Source organism: Bradyrhizobium genosp. P, from assembly GCF_049949265.1.
In the GTDB taxonomy this organism is placed as follows: Bacteria; Pseudomonadota; Alphaproteobacteria; order Rhizobiales; family Xanthobacteraceae; genus Bradyrhizobium.
Window position 1 is genome coordinate 9,698,489 of the sequence record NZ_CP188195.1, and the last position, 12,510, is coordinate 9,710,998.

Annotated in this window: 14 protein-coding genes and 1 tRNA gene; 8 read left to right on the plus strand and 7 right to left on the minus strand. The window is 64.3% G+C overall.

The window, feature by feature from the left end:
- Positions 1-183: 183 nt before the first annotated feature.
- The 3 genes from ACP2YO_RS46610 to ACP2YO_RS46620 form a co-directional block, all read right to left on the minus strand.
- Entirely contained in the window at positions 184-375 is a 192-nt protein-coding gene (locus tag ACP2YO_RS46610; protein WP_426437850.1) for a hypothetical protein, read from the minus strand.
- A 160-nt stretch (positions 376-535) separates the two neighbouring features.
- A tRNA-Arg gene (locus tag ACP2YO_RS46615) sits at positions 536-612 on the minus strand.
- A gap of 99 nt (positions 613-711) precedes the next feature.
- Positions 712-2,217 (minus strand): flavin-containing monooxygenase, encoded by a 1,506-nt coding sequence (locus ACP2YO_RS46620; RefSeq protein ID WP_426437851.1) that lies wholly within the window; start codon positions 2,215-2,217, stop codon positions 712-714.
- A 78-nt stretch (positions 2,218-2,295) separates the two neighbouring features.
- On the opposite strand from ACP2YO_RS46620, the gene ACP2YO_RS46625 reads away from it, so the two are divergent.
- The 4 genes from ACP2YO_RS46625 (at position 2,296) to ACP2YO_RS46640 (ending at position 6,209) form a co-directional block, all read left to right on the plus strand.
- Entirely contained in the window at positions 2,296-2,943 is a 648-nt protein-coding gene (locus tag ACP2YO_RS46625; protein WP_426437852.1) for a TetR/AcrR family transcriptional regulator, read from the plus strand.
- A gap of 10 nt (positions 2,944-2,953) precedes the next feature.
- Positions 2,954-4,036 (plus strand): zinc-binding dehydrogenase, encoded by a 1,083-nt coding sequence (locus tag ACP2YO_RS46630; protein WP_426437853.1) that lies wholly within the window; start codon positions 2,954-2,956, stop codon positions 4,034-4,036.
- A gap of 232 nt (positions 4,037-4,268) precedes the next feature.
- A complete protein-coding gene (locus ACP2YO_RS46635; protein ID WP_426437854.1) occupies positions 4,269-5,366 on the plus strand; it encodes a helix-turn-helix transcriptional regulator in 1,098 nt (365 codons plus the stop codon).
- Positions 5,367-5,576: 210 nt separating this feature from the next.
- Positions 5,577-6,209: a hypothetical protein gene (locus ACP2YO_RS46640; RefSeq protein WP_426437855.1), complete on the plus strand. Its 633-nt coding sequence runs from the start codon at positions 5,577-5,579 to the stop codon at positions 6,207-6,209.
- A gap of 6 nt (positions 6,210-6,215) precedes the next feature.
- Here ACP2YO_RS46640 and ACP2YO_RS46645 read toward each other — a convergent pair whose 3' ends face one another.
- Genes ACP2YO_RS46645 through ACP2YO_RS46655 form a run of 3 tightly spaced genes read right to left on the minus strand, consistent with a single transcriptional unit; the run spans position 6,216 to position 7,952 of the window.
- Entirely contained in the window at positions 6,216-6,638 is a 423-nt protein-coding gene (locus tag ACP2YO_RS46645) for a CAP domain-containing protein (protein ID WP_426437856.1), read from the minus strand.
- Positions 6,639-6,662: 24 nt separating this feature from the next.
- Positions 6,663-6,866: a hypothetical protein gene (locus ACP2YO_RS46650; RefSeq protein ID WP_426437857.1), complete on the minus strand. Its 204-nt coding sequence runs from the start codon at positions 6,864-6,866 to the stop codon at positions 6,663-6,665.
- A 60-nt stretch (positions 6,867-6,926) separates the two neighbouring features.
- Positions 6,927-7,952 carry a 2-dehydropantoate 2-reductase gene (locus ACP2YO_RS46655; protein WP_426437858.1) on the minus strand — a complete coding sequence of 342 codons (1,026 nt, stop codon included), beginning with the start codon at positions 7,950-7,952 and terminating at the stop codon, positions 6,927-6,929.
- Positions 7,953-8,088: 136 nt separating this feature from the next.
- Here ACP2YO_RS46655 and ACP2YO_RS46660 point away from each other — a divergent pair, with 136 nt between their 5' ends.
- Together ACP2YO_RS46660 and ACP2YO_RS46665 are read left to right on the plus strand one after the other, a co-directional pair.
- A complete protein-coding gene (locus ACP2YO_RS46660) occupies positions 8,089-8,679 on the plus strand; it encodes a YidB family protein (protein WP_426437859.1) in 591 nt (196 codons plus the stop codon).
- A gap of 36 nt (positions 8,680-8,715) precedes the next feature.
- Entirely contained in the window at positions 8,716-8,994 is a 279-nt protein-coding gene (locus ACP2YO_RS46665) for a GlsB/YeaQ/YmgE family stress response membrane protein (protein ID WP_426437860.1), read from the plus strand.
- Positions 8,995-9,126: 132 nt separating this feature from the next.
- On the opposite strand, the gene ACP2YO_RS46670 is transcribed toward ACP2YO_RS46665, so the two are convergent.
- Positions 9,127-9,909: an SDR family NAD(P)-dependent oxidoreductase gene (locus ACP2YO_RS46670; protein ID WP_426437861.1), complete on the minus strand. Its 783-nt coding sequence runs from the start codon at positions 9,907-9,909 to the stop codon at positions 9,127-9,129.
- Positions 9,910-10,170: 261 nt separating this feature from the next.
- Here ACP2YO_RS46670 and ACP2YO_RS46675 point away from each other — a divergent pair, with 261 nt between their 5' ends.
- Together ACP2YO_RS46675 and ACP2YO_RS46680 are read left to right on the plus strand one after the other, a co-directional pair.
- Entirely contained in the window at positions 10,171-11,235 is a 1,065-nt protein-coding gene (locus ACP2YO_RS46675) for an acyl-CoA dehydrogenase family protein (RefSeq protein ID WP_426437862.1), read from the plus strand.
- A 22-nt stretch (positions 11,236-11,257) separates the two neighbouring features.
- On the plus strand, positions 11,258-12,418 hold the full coding sequence (locus tag ACP2YO_RS46680; RefSeq protein ID WP_426437863.1) for an acyl-CoA dehydrogenase family protein: 1,161 nt from the start codon (positions 11,258-11,260) through the stop codon (positions 12,416-12,418).
- Positions 12,419-12,510: the final 92 nt, after the last annotated feature.

Below are 12,510 nucleotides of genomic sequence, written 5' to 3' on the forward strand. Positions count from 1 at the left end.
GAGGCGCCCCGATCCGAGGCGACTAACGTCAATCCTCCTGTTCGGAAATACGCGATGCGGCGACGGTGCGCTTAGTCGCCTCATCCCGCCATGCCCAGAGCTCTACCGGACACAATCCTGCCGACAAAGAGATAAGTGCACTGTCACCGTAATTCTACGAAGTCACCCGTGCACTGAGCGACGTCATTCAAAATCCACCCCAGAAATGGAACGAAACCGTTGCAGGGTGCCTCCGGCATGAGCGGGGTCGGGCAGCAGCCGCATCCGCACGACCAAAAGGTTTTGGCTGGTGGCTACTTGCCCCGCGCGATTGCGCCGGAATTGATCGCCATCAGGACTCCGACGAGAAAACAGGACGGCCGCCTTCGTCTTCATCAAGATGGTCTCCGCTTGCTGACGGCCGGGGAGGGAGGGCAGGTCGATCGTATCGCACAGAGTTTATCGTCGGACGCGCGTGCGCGAGATCTGTTAGTCAGTACGCGCTATGCGCTGATCTCAAGGTGTAGCTCGAATGGGGTACTCAAAGGCTGGAAAATGGCGATCCCGGCATGACTCGAACATGCGACCTACGGTTTAGGAAACCGTCGCTCTATCCGGCTGAGCTACGGGACCGCGAACCCGCGCGAAGCAGGCGTGCATCCCATAGCAGAGCCGGTGCCTGATCGCTAGCCCGCGCTGCCCTCCGACCTGCGCGAGGCGGCGCGCCGGTTCCTACGCCACCTGCCTCGCCGGCGTCGTATCCGCTCCCGCCGCCGCGGCCCGTCGCGCCGGCAGATACTCGATCGCACCGTCCTTCATCGAGCCGAATTTCAGGCTCACGATATCGAGCGCGTAGTTCTGGTAGAGCCGCCACGGGCGGCGCGAGCCCTGCTTGGGGAATTTTTCGACAGCGCGCTGCACGTAGCCGGAGGAGAAATCGACCCACGGCATTTCGGTGATGGTCGGATCGTTCTGCCGCGGCGTAGCTTGCGCGTAGCCATTGGCCTTCATGTAGTTCAGGGTCCGGCAGACATATTCGCAGGTCAGGTCGCATTTCAGCGTCCAGGATGCATTGGTGTAGCCGAAGGCGGCGGCCAGATTCGGGACGCCCGAATACATCAGCCCCTTGTAGTTCATGGTTTTCGAGAGATCGACCGGCGCGCCGTCGACACTGAGTGCGAGGCCGCCGAGCACCTGAAGGTCGAGGCCGGTCGCCGTCACCACGACATCGGCGTCGAGCACCTTGCCGGACTTGAGCTTGATGCCACCGGGCGTGAAAGTGTCGATCTGGTCGGTGACCACCGACGACTTGCCGCTGCGCAGCGAGGCGAAGAGATCGCCGTTCGGCACCAGGCAGAGCCGCTGGTCCCACGGCTTGTAGCGCGGCGTGAAATGGGTGGCGACGTCGTAGTCCGGACCGAGCGCGTGGCGCACGCCGCCGAGGATCAGGTTCTTCACGTGATCGGGTTTGCGCTTGCACAGCCGGTAGAAATACATGCCGAACAGCACGTTCTTCCAGCGCGTGATGCCGTAGGCGAGCTTGGCGGGCAGCCGCGCGCGCAGCCAGTCGGCGACCTTGTCCTTGTCGGGGCGCGCGACGACATAGGTCGGCGAGCGCTGCAGCATCGTGACATGGTCAGCCGTCTTGGCCATCTCCGGCACCAAGGTCACCGCGGTCGCGCCGCTGCCGATCACCACGACCTTCTTGCCGGCATAGTCGATATCGTCGGTCCATTGCTGCGGATGGACGAGGCGGCCGGCGAAATCGGCGAGGCCGGGGAAATCGGGCGTATAGCCGTGCTCGTATTTGTAGTAGCCGCTGCACATGAACAGGAAGTTGCAGGTGAGCCGCTCGATCGCCTTCTCGGGCCCGCGCTCGACCTCGACCGTCCATTGCGACTCGACTGAGGACCAGTCGGCGCGCACGACGCGGCTGTTGAAGCGGATCTTCTGGTCGATGCCGTAGGTCGCTGCGGTCTCGCGCACATAATTCAGGATCGACGCGCCGTCGGCGATCGCCTTCGCTTCGGTCCACGGCCGGAACGAATAGCCGAGCGTGTACATGTCGGAGTCGGAGCGGATGCCGGGGTAACGAAACAGATCCCAGGTGCCGCCGATGCAATCGCGGCCTTCGAGGATGGCGTAGCTGCGATCCGGGCAGTTGGTCTGCAGATGATAGCCGGCGCCGATGCCCGACAGCCCCGCGCCCACGATCAACACGTCGAAATCAGCGGACATGCGGTCTCTCTCCCGATTTGACAACATCTCTTGTCAGATACCTTGACATTTGACAATGCGCCATGTCAATACCCTTTCATGGCAAGCAGCCCGAAAGCCCGCCTGTATGGCGGCATGGACGCCGAGGAACGCCGCGCCGAGCGCCGCCTCAAGCTGATCAATGCGGCGGTCGAGGTCTATGGCGAGGTCGGCTATCGCGGCGCCACCGTGAAGGCGATCTGCGAGGCCGCCGAGTTGACCGAGCGCTACTTCTACGAATCCTTCGCCAACAGCGAGGCCCTGCTGATCGCGGCCTACAACCATGTCGTCGACCATCTGCATGAGGACATGGCGGCAGCAGCCAGCGCAGCGGGCGACGATGCCGAAGCACGGCTGCACGCGGCGCTGACGCTGTATTTCACGCGGCTGAAGGAGCATCCGAAGCCCGCGCGGGTCTTCCTGCTCGAGATCTCCGGTATCAGCCCCGCGGTCGACGCCGTCACGCTCGACGCCGCGCGTGCCTTCAGCGACATCCTGGCACCGTCAACGACCGATCCGAAGCGAAGCGACAAAGGCGCGTCTGACGTGCTGCTCTCGATCGGACTGGTCGGCGCCGTGATCTCGATCGCGCGGCGCTGGGTGTCGAAGCAATATCCGCACGCCATCGAGGACGTCGTCGCCGTCGCCGCCAGCTTCTGCCGCGTGGCGCTGGATGCGAACCGCGAAAACCATTTGCGTTCATTGTAGGAGACGGACCATGCGCGCCGCCGTGTTCAGGGACGGAAACATCATTACCGATACCATCGCCGATCCCGTGCCGGGCGCCGGACAGGTGCTGGTCAAGACGCTGGCCTGCGGCATCTGCGGTTCCGATCTGCATGCGCGCAAGCATGCCGGACACACTGCGAAGCTGATGAAGCATTTTCCCGGCCGCAAGCCGATGGATCTGTCGCGCGACGTCGTGTTCGGCCACGAATTCTGCTGCGAGGTGCTCGACTACGGCCCAGCGACCCAACGGCGCTTCAAGCCGGGCACGCGCGTCTGCTCGGTGCCGGTTCTGCTCGGCGCAAGCGGGATGCAGGGCATCGGCTATTCCAACGACATCGCCGGTGGCTATGCCGAGCGGATGGTGCTGAGCGAGCCCTTGATGATCGAGGTGCCGAACGGCCTTGCCGCGGAGCACGCGGCCCTGACCGAGCCGCTCGCGGTCGGCCTCCATGCGGTGGCAAAGGCCAACATTCGCGGCGACGAGGTGCCGCTGGTGATCGGCTGCGGGCCGGTCGGGCTCGCCGTCATCGCCGGACTGAAGCTGCGCGGCCTGCATCCGATCGTGGCGTCGGATTATTCGCCGGCGCGCCGGGCGCTGGCCGCGAAGATGGGCGCCGATGTCGTGGTCAACCCGGCGGAGACCCAGCCGTTCACGGCCTGGGCGCAACACGCCGAGATGACACCGGAGCAGAAGGCGGCACGGCCGCCGTTCCAGGCCTTCCTGCCGGCGCTCAAGCCCGGCCTGATCTTCGAATGCGTCGGTATTCCCGGCTTGCTGCAACAGCTGTTCGAGGGTGCGCCGCGCGATGGGCGCATCGTCGTGGTCGGGGTCTGCATGGCGAGCGACACCTCCGAGCCGCTGCTTGGCGTGCTAAAGGAACTATCGCTGCAATATGTCTACGCCTACACGCCGGAGGAATTCGCACTGGCGCTGCGCCTGATCGCCGAGGGCAAGGTCGACGCGGCGGCGATGGTGACCGCCACGACCGGACTCGACGGCGTGGCCCAGGCGTTCAGTGATCTCGCCAATCCCGAACGTCATACCAAGATCATCATCCAGCCCGATCGCTGAGTTCAGGGACACCAGCGAGCCTGTTTGCACGAGCCGGGCGAGACGCGACCGATTACGATGAGGTTTCGCGAGAACACCGGAATCTTACGTGGCGGTCTTTAGACCCGCTGCCGGCGATTTCGCTTGCAAGTTCGGCGGCTTCAGCTTTCTTAAGCACGGTAGCGGGCGCAAGCCGGTGCGGCAGGTTTCGTCTCGCAAAACAAAGCGTTTTGCATCAGGCGGAGCTGAAACCTTGATCGACCTGCGCAAGCTTGACGATGTGACCACGCGTCTCGGCGACGTCGTTCTCGATCCGACGCGCTGGCCGTCCTTCATGGATGAGGTCTGCACCGCCGTCGGTGCGACCGGGGCCGCGATGCTCCAGAGCGACATCCGTACCGAAGACATTCCGCGCACGGATTCGATCTCGGACTATTTCACCAAGACCTATTTCCCCAGCAACCTGCATGTCACCGACATCCGCGCGGCGCGCGGGGTGCCGCGGCTGCTCGCCGGCACTGAAGTGATCACCGACGCGGACCTGTTCGACTCCGAGACCGAGATGCTGCGCGATCCGCTCTACGCCAGCCTCGGCGAGTTCGGGCTGAAATGGTTTGCCGGCGTTGGCTTCCGCGCCGGTTCGGCCTTGTGGGCGCTGACCATCCAGCGCTCGCCCAAGGAAGGCATGTTCGACAATGACGAGGTCAAGGCGTTGTCGCGCGTATCGGCGCGTCTCACGGAAGCTGCAACGCTATCCACTGTCGTCGGCCGCTCCGCGATCACAGGCATCACCAACGCGCTCGAACTGATCCAGATGGCGGCAATCGCCGTCGGGCGCTTCGGCGCCGTCATCGGCATGAACTGCCAGGCGGAATCCTCTCTCGGCCATGACCTGACGATCCGCAACAATCGGCTGATGCTGCGGGATCGGCAAGCCAATGCCGACCTGACGAGGCTGATCGATCAACTGCGCCACACCTCCGATATGCTGACGCTGCCGTCATCACCGATCGTGATGCGGCGGATCGACAAGCGCCCGATCGTGATCCAGATGCAGCCGGTGCCGCCGGCGGCGCGCTCACCATTCCTCGGCGCGCGCGCCATCCTGTTGATCCGCGACCTCGAAGGCAATGCCGCGTTCGACCAGACTCTTCTGGCCACGACCTTCGAGCTGACACCGGCGCAGGCGCGCCTCGCCGTCATGCTTGCACGCGGTGATTCGGTCGAGGAAGCCGCGCGCCAGATCGGCGTTGCGGTTTCGACCGCGCGCAATCAGCTCAAGACGATCTTCCAGCGAACCGGCACGCACCGGCAAGCGGAACTCGTCGCGCTGCTCCACAAGGTGAAATGAAAGCAGCGAAGCGAATTATTGTGGGATGCCACATTCGCGACGCAAATCGCACACGAATTTCTCAAATGTTGTCACGATGTGAATGGGTTCCATCTGACACAGCGGCCGAATAGCGGATCTCCGACCTCAGGAAATCATCAGGTTCCGGGGTGACAAGCGTCACCAAAATGGCGACAATCCGTTAAATCTGTGTCGTTCGAGTTTGACTAAATGTCCGTGATGTCTGTGCGATCATCGACGTTGGCTATCGCTGCGTTTACGGCCTGCTTCGCGCTGGCGCCGATCGGCGCGCACGCGCAATGGTGGCGCAGTGCGCCGAAGGACTTTGAGGATTGCGCCGATCTCGCCGAGAAGGCGAAGACCAAGGAAGACAAGACCGCGCAACTTGCCGACTGCAACGCCAAGTTTGCCGGACGCCGCAAGCCCGGCGGCGGCTACACCTATTACGACTTCATGCAGGACCGCAGCTTCGACATCGCCGGTCCCAATCCGACGCCGGACGAGCAGAAGACGATCGACCAGGAATATACCGTCTATCTGGAGCAGCAGCGCCGCTCAAGCATCGTCGCGGCATTCAACGCCAAGCAGCTTCAGCAGCAGGAAAAGCAGCAGCAGCAACAACCGCCGCAGCCGATCCAGCCGGCGTCGCTGCGCAGCGGCACCGTGAAGATCCCCGTTCCGGTCGCGAGCCCGGTCAAGCAGGCCGCGCGGATCAGGGCGGCTCAGTGCGCGAAAAACGCATTCTCGTGCGAGTGGCCGCGCCTGTCGCAGGGGCTGGACGATCTCAAGAAGCTGTTCACCTCGCAGCCGTCGACACCGACCAGAACGGCGAAGCGCGGCTGAACTGCGTCAGTCGGTAATCACCATCGCCCAGAACCTCCGGTACGGCGACTTCGCGTTGTCGACGTAGGCGACACCGACGCGCTTGGCACCCGGCATCAAGAGATTCTCGCGATGGCCGGCCGAGTCTTCCCACTGCTTCAGCATCTCGGCGAAGGCGATATAGCCGGCGCCGATATTCTCGGCGACGCGCTGTTTCTTCAACGGCGCCACGCGCGTGAAGAAACTGCCGCCTGCGGAGTGGCTGACCGATCCCGTCGCTGACATCGCCTGCGCCTGCTTCAGCGCCATCGCGTTCAGTTTCGCATCGAGCTTCACGGCGGGCATTTTGTGGGCGCGCCGATAGGCGCTGATGGCGCCGGCATAATCGGCGGCGCTTGCCGTCGTGACGAGGCCAAGCACGAGAGCAAACGCGAGGACAAACAGCTTCATCTCATCATCTCTTGCGAAATGGGCTCAGCGCGCGCGGTCGCGCTTGCGGTGCCGTGGCGCGATCCGCTTGGCGGCCGGAGCGGCTGGTTCGCTTGATGCCGGCGCCGCGCGCTGCTCCTGCAGCCGCGCGTCATAGCCCGGTGACGGCGTCACGGTCGGCGGCGCGGCACGGGCGGAGCCGATGCCGAGTGCCGCGAGCGCGAGAACCAAGGCGCAGGATCGTGTCATGATGTCTCCTCCTCTGACGTCTCGACAATGTTGATCAGCGATCGGCGCCATTTCAAGGCGTCATTCCGCACGGACCTGCTCCGGAGTCAGTCCGGGCGAACCCTTGCCGTCGGCTTCCGCCTGCCGGATCAGTTGAATGACACGGCGCGACAGCGGCGCGTCCAGCCCGCGCCGATCGGCGATCGCGGTGATCACGCCCTGCAGATAGTCGATCTCGGTGCGCCGGCCGCGCAGCAGATCTTCCCACATCGAGGAGCGCGCCTCCGGATCGATCTTCATGGTGCGGCCGAGCAGCACATCGAACAGCGTATCCGGCAGCCGCAGCAAGGGAGGCATCCAGTTCGAGGGCAGCGGCGTCGGCGACACCGGCGTAATGCCCTCGGCGCGGATTGCGGCCAGCCCCTCCACCATCTGATCGGCGAACAATCGCCGCCAGCCGCGCTGCGCGAGTTGCCGGCGCAGCGGAATGTTGGAGAGCGCATTCAGCGCGTTGTTGAGGTTGACGATCAGCTTGCCCCATTGCACGCCGTCGATATTGCCGGTTGGGCGCATCGCAAGGCCCAGGACCGACAGCTTCGTGGTGGTGCCGGCATCGTCCTGCGCGATCACGATGTCGCCCGAAGTCGAGCGATGAAATCGGCCGTCGCCCAGCGCGACCACATTGAACGGCACCATGCCGCCGAGCACCCGCCTATCGGGCAAACGGTCGCGCAGCAGCGGCACATTGCCGACGCCGTTCTGCAGGCTGACCACCACGACATCCGATGGCGCGTGGCGTGCGATGAGATCGGCCATCTCGCGCGTGTCGGCGCTCTTCACGGTCACCAGCACGATCCGGGCATCGGCGAAGATCGACGGGTCGTCCGACAGCGCGAGGCTGCCAGCGGCTACCGTCTGCGCCGCGCCGTCGAAACTGGTGACCCGCAGGCCGTTGGAGGTGATCTCCTCGACCATCCGCGGCCGCGCCAGCAGCGCAACGCGGCGGTGGGAGGCCGCCAGCATGCCGCCGACGAAGCAGCCGATGCTTCCGGCGCCGGCAATCCCGATCGGCCGGTCCTTGCTGACCGCTCCTGAACATCCGTTCATCAGGGCTCGATAGCAGACCTCGCGCCGGTTGCCCATTGAACGCGCGCTGCACCCCCGGGCCACGCCTTGTAACCGTCATTTGCCGCAGCTATGTTTCTCCCGCGGGGCATGGTTGCAGTTGCGGCAGGAGACGATCATGGGACTACTCGACGTACTCAATGGCATGCAGAACGGCCCCCGCGGCCCGAGCACGCCAAGCGCACAGTCCGGCAGTGGCGGCGGGATGTCGCCGATCACGATGGCCATCATGGCGCTGCTCGCCTGGAAGGCGGTCAAGCACTTCACCGGCGGCCAGCCCGGCGCTCCGGCGCCCACACCGACGCAGGCGCCGCAGCTCCCCGGTAACGTCACCGCGGGCCTGCCCGGCGGATCGAGCGGCGGCGGCCTGTCTGATGTGCTGAAGGGTGGCCTGGGCGGACTTCTCGCAGGTGGCGCGGCCGGCTCCGTGCTGAGCGGCGGCCTCGGTGACCTCCTCAATCAGCTCCAGCAGAAGGGCCACGGCGACGCGGCCAATTCCTGGGTCAGCAACGGTCCCAACAAGCAGATCGCGCCCGGCGATCTCGCCAACGCGCTCGGCGCCGACCAGATCGACTCGCTGGCCTCGCAGAGCGGCATGTCGCGCGACGATTTGCTTCAGGGCCTGAGCCGGTATCTGCCTGACGCCGTCAATCATCTGACGCCGGACGGGCGGCTGCCCAGCGACGATGAAGTGTCCGGCAGGCTTTGACGGCGGCATTGATTTGAGCGGAGGAGGACGACAGACATGGGCGGCATCATCTGGGTCATCATCGTCGGCTTCGTCGCCGGCATCATCGCGCGACTGTTGTCGCCGGGACCGAACAATCCGAGCGGATTCATCCTCACCACCATCCTCGGCATCGTCGGCGCGTTCCTGGCAACCTTCATCGGCCAGGCGATCGGCCATTACGGACCGGACCAGGGCGCCGGCTTCATCACCGCCACGATCGGCGCGCTGGTGGTGCTGTTCATCTGGAACCGGCTGGTTGCGGCGCGCGTGATCCCGGATCTGGGTAACAAGTGACGGCGTAGGCTGTCATTTCGTAATTTGTCATTGCGAGGAGCGAAGCGACGAAGCAATCCATGGCTCTGCATATGCAGAGGTATGGATTGCTTCGCTTTGCTCGCAATGACAGAAGGCGCCGCTAACGCCGGCTCACTGAAGCAAATGCATGCCGGCGTCCATGCGGACGAACTCGCCGGTCATGTTGCTCGATGCCGGGCTCGCCAGGAAGCAAACCAGATTGGCGATATCTTCCGCCGTTGAGGCAACCTTCAGCGGCACCCGCGCCACCACCGAATCGCGCACCTGCTTGGCGCCGTCAGCGCCGCGGCCCTTGGTGAACCAGGGCGTGTCGATGTAGCCGGGGCACACGGTGTTGACGCGGATCAGCGGCGCCAACGCGCGCGCCAGCGACTGCGTCATGGTGTTGAGCGCGCCCTTGCTGGCGGCATAGGCGACCGACGAGCCGCCGCCGGAAATGCCCGCGACAGAGGAGATGTTCACCACCGCCGATGGCAGCCCCGAGGCCTTCGCGCCCGCCTCGAGCAATGCGCGTGCGGCGCGGACCATCTGGAATGGACCGATGGTGTTGACGGCATAGATGCGCTGGAAATCTTCGGCGGTCAGACCGTCGAGATCGTGATGCGGCACATGCTTGGTGGTGCCTGCGTTGTTGATGAGCACGTCGAGCCGGCCCCAGCCCGCTGCGGCCGCAGCGATCTTCTTGCAATCCTCATCGCGCGAGACGTCGCCCTGCACCACCAGCACCTCGGCACCCTGCTTGCGGAGGAGATCGGCGGTCGCTTCGGCTTCCGCCTTGCTGTTGGAATAGTTGACGATGATGCGCGAACCCTCCGTGGCGAGGATTTGCGCGGTGGCAGCACCGAGGCCGGATGCAGACCCCGTCACGATCGCGCACAAACCATCCTTCGACATCTGCATTTCCTCTGAGTTGTTATGAGCCAGACCAATTGCGGCGGTGGCATACCATATCGCGCGGACAGGTCCCTGAAAATCTGCGAAATCCGCACTGCGGAATTAATTCTTCCGCATGGCTGATAGCATGCCGTTGTCGCAAGCCGCCCTGCGGGCAACGCTTGTCACGGCTATGGCTTTTCAGCATCATTGAGCGCAAGACAAGGCCGCATAAGGGTCAGGCCGAACGGGCCGACTGAGCCAATCAACAAAGGGAACGCTGTGGCGGACAGTGAGAACATCGTCGCCGAGACCGCGGAAAAAATCTTTGCCGATCTCGCCGATGCCCAGACCATCAATCACGACAAGCAGGGCGCATGGAAGGCGCCGCTGTGGCAGGCGCTGACCGAAGCCGGCCTGCCGCTCTCCTGGGTGCCTGACGATCTCGGCGGTTCCGGCGCCAGCCTCGCCGAAGGTTTTGCCGTTCTCAACGTCGCCGGACGCCACGCCATCGCTGTTCCGCTGGCTGAAACCATGTTGGCCGGCTGGCTACTCTCGCAGGCGAAGATCGCCTCCCCCGAGGGCGAGATGACGGTGGTGCCGGCAAGTCCAAAGGACAGCATCACGCTCAATGCCGACGGCAGCCTCTCCGGCCGCAGCCGCGGTGTGCCGTTCGCAAAGGACGCGAAGCATGTCGCCGTGCTGGCGAGCGGCAATGGCGCGCTTTCGATCGCGCTGGTCGATGCCGCAAAATGCCGGATCGAAGCCGGCGTCGGGCTCGGCGGCGATCACAGCGATACCGTCACGCTCGACAAGGTGCAGCCGGTCGCGATCAAGCCGGCACCAAAGGAATTTGACCAGACCGCGCTGATGCTGATGGGCGGCGTCGTGCGCTCCTTGCAGATTGCCGGCGCGCTGGAATCGATGCTCGATATTTCGGTGCGCTATTCCAACGAACGCATAGCCTTCGAAAAGAAGATCTCGAAATTCCAGGCGGTGCAGCACAACCTCGCCCGCCTCGCCGGCGAATCCGCCGCGGCGCTGGCCGCCGCGACCTCGGCGGCCGACGCCATCGTGCATGCCACATCGTTCGACGATGCGGTGTTCCTGGAAGCGGCGTCGGCAAAGATCCGTTGCTCGGAAGCGGCGGAAAAGGGCGGCGGCATCGCGCATCAGGTGCACGGCGCAATCGGCTTCACCAACGAGCACATCCTGCATCGTTATTCGCTGCGCGCATTGGCCTGGCGCGACGATTTCGGCTCGGAGAGCTATTGGGCGGTCGAGCTCGGCAAGCGCGTGGCCGAACGCGGCGCCGATGAATTGTGGCCGCTGGTAGCCTCGCGTTGAGACTGGTGAGAAGAGACGTCAGATGACCGCAGCCCTTCGTTTCGATCCGATCCGCCTGCCCCAGAAATGCGAGCAGCTCCGCAAGGAAGTGCGCGCCTTCCTCGCCGAGGAAATCGCCGCCGGCACCTTCGATCCCTATTCGCCCAACCGCGAGGACAACGACGCGCCGGAATTCTCGCGTCGCGTCGGCGCCAAAGGCTGGCTCGGCATGACCTGGCCGAAGAAATATGGCGGCCAGGAGCGCTCGTTCCTCGAACGCTACGTGGTAACAGAGGAAATGCGGGTAGCAAACGCGCCGACCCGGCGCTTCTTCGTCGCCGACCGCCAGAGCGGGCCGGTGCTTTTGAAATACGCGCCCGAGCACATCAAGATGGACATCCTGCCGCGGATCTGCCGCGGCGAGGTCTGCTTTGCCATCGGCATGAGCGAGCCGAACTCAGGCTCCGACCTGTTCGCGGCCAAGACGCGGGCGACCAAGACCGACGGCGGCTATCTCATCAACGGCACCAAGATCTGGACCTCGTCGGCACACATTGCCGACTACATGATCGCGATCTTCCGGACGTCACCGCCGACGAAAGAGAACCGCCGACACGGCCTGACCCAGTTCCTGGTCAAGATGAAGCAGCCCGGCATCCAGGTGAACCCGATCGGCCAGATCACCGGGCAGTTCGAGTTCAACGAGGTCGTCTTCACCGACTATTTCGTGCCCGACGATCATATGCTGGGCGAGATCGATGGCGCCTGGAAGCAGGCGACATCCGAACTCGCCTATGAGCGAAGCGGCCCCGAGCGCTTCCTTGAGACCTACTATGTGCTGACCGAGCTGGTCCGCGCCGTCGGCAAGAATCCGGACACCCGCAGCGCCGAAGGCATCGGCCGTCTGGTAGCCCAGGTCCATACCATGCGCCGGATGTCGGTGTCGGTGGCGGGCATGCTGCAGGCCGGCAAGGAGCCAGTGGTGGAAGCGTCGATCGTCAAGGACATCGGCACGGTGTGGGAGCAGCAGCTGCCGCATCGCGTCCGCGATCTCGCCGCCTTTGTCGAGGAGACCGCGACCAACCGCGAGACGCTGGAGAAGCAGCTCGATTTCGCTATCAAGACCGCACCCAAGCTGACGATCCAGGGCGGCACCACCGAGGTGCTGCGTGGCATCATCGCCCGCGGGTTGGGTCTGCGCTAACGCCCATGAGTCCGATGATCCAACCACGCGCGCAATTCACCTCTCCCGGAGGGAGAGGTGGGATATTTTGCGCCGAGAGATTGAAGCCTTAC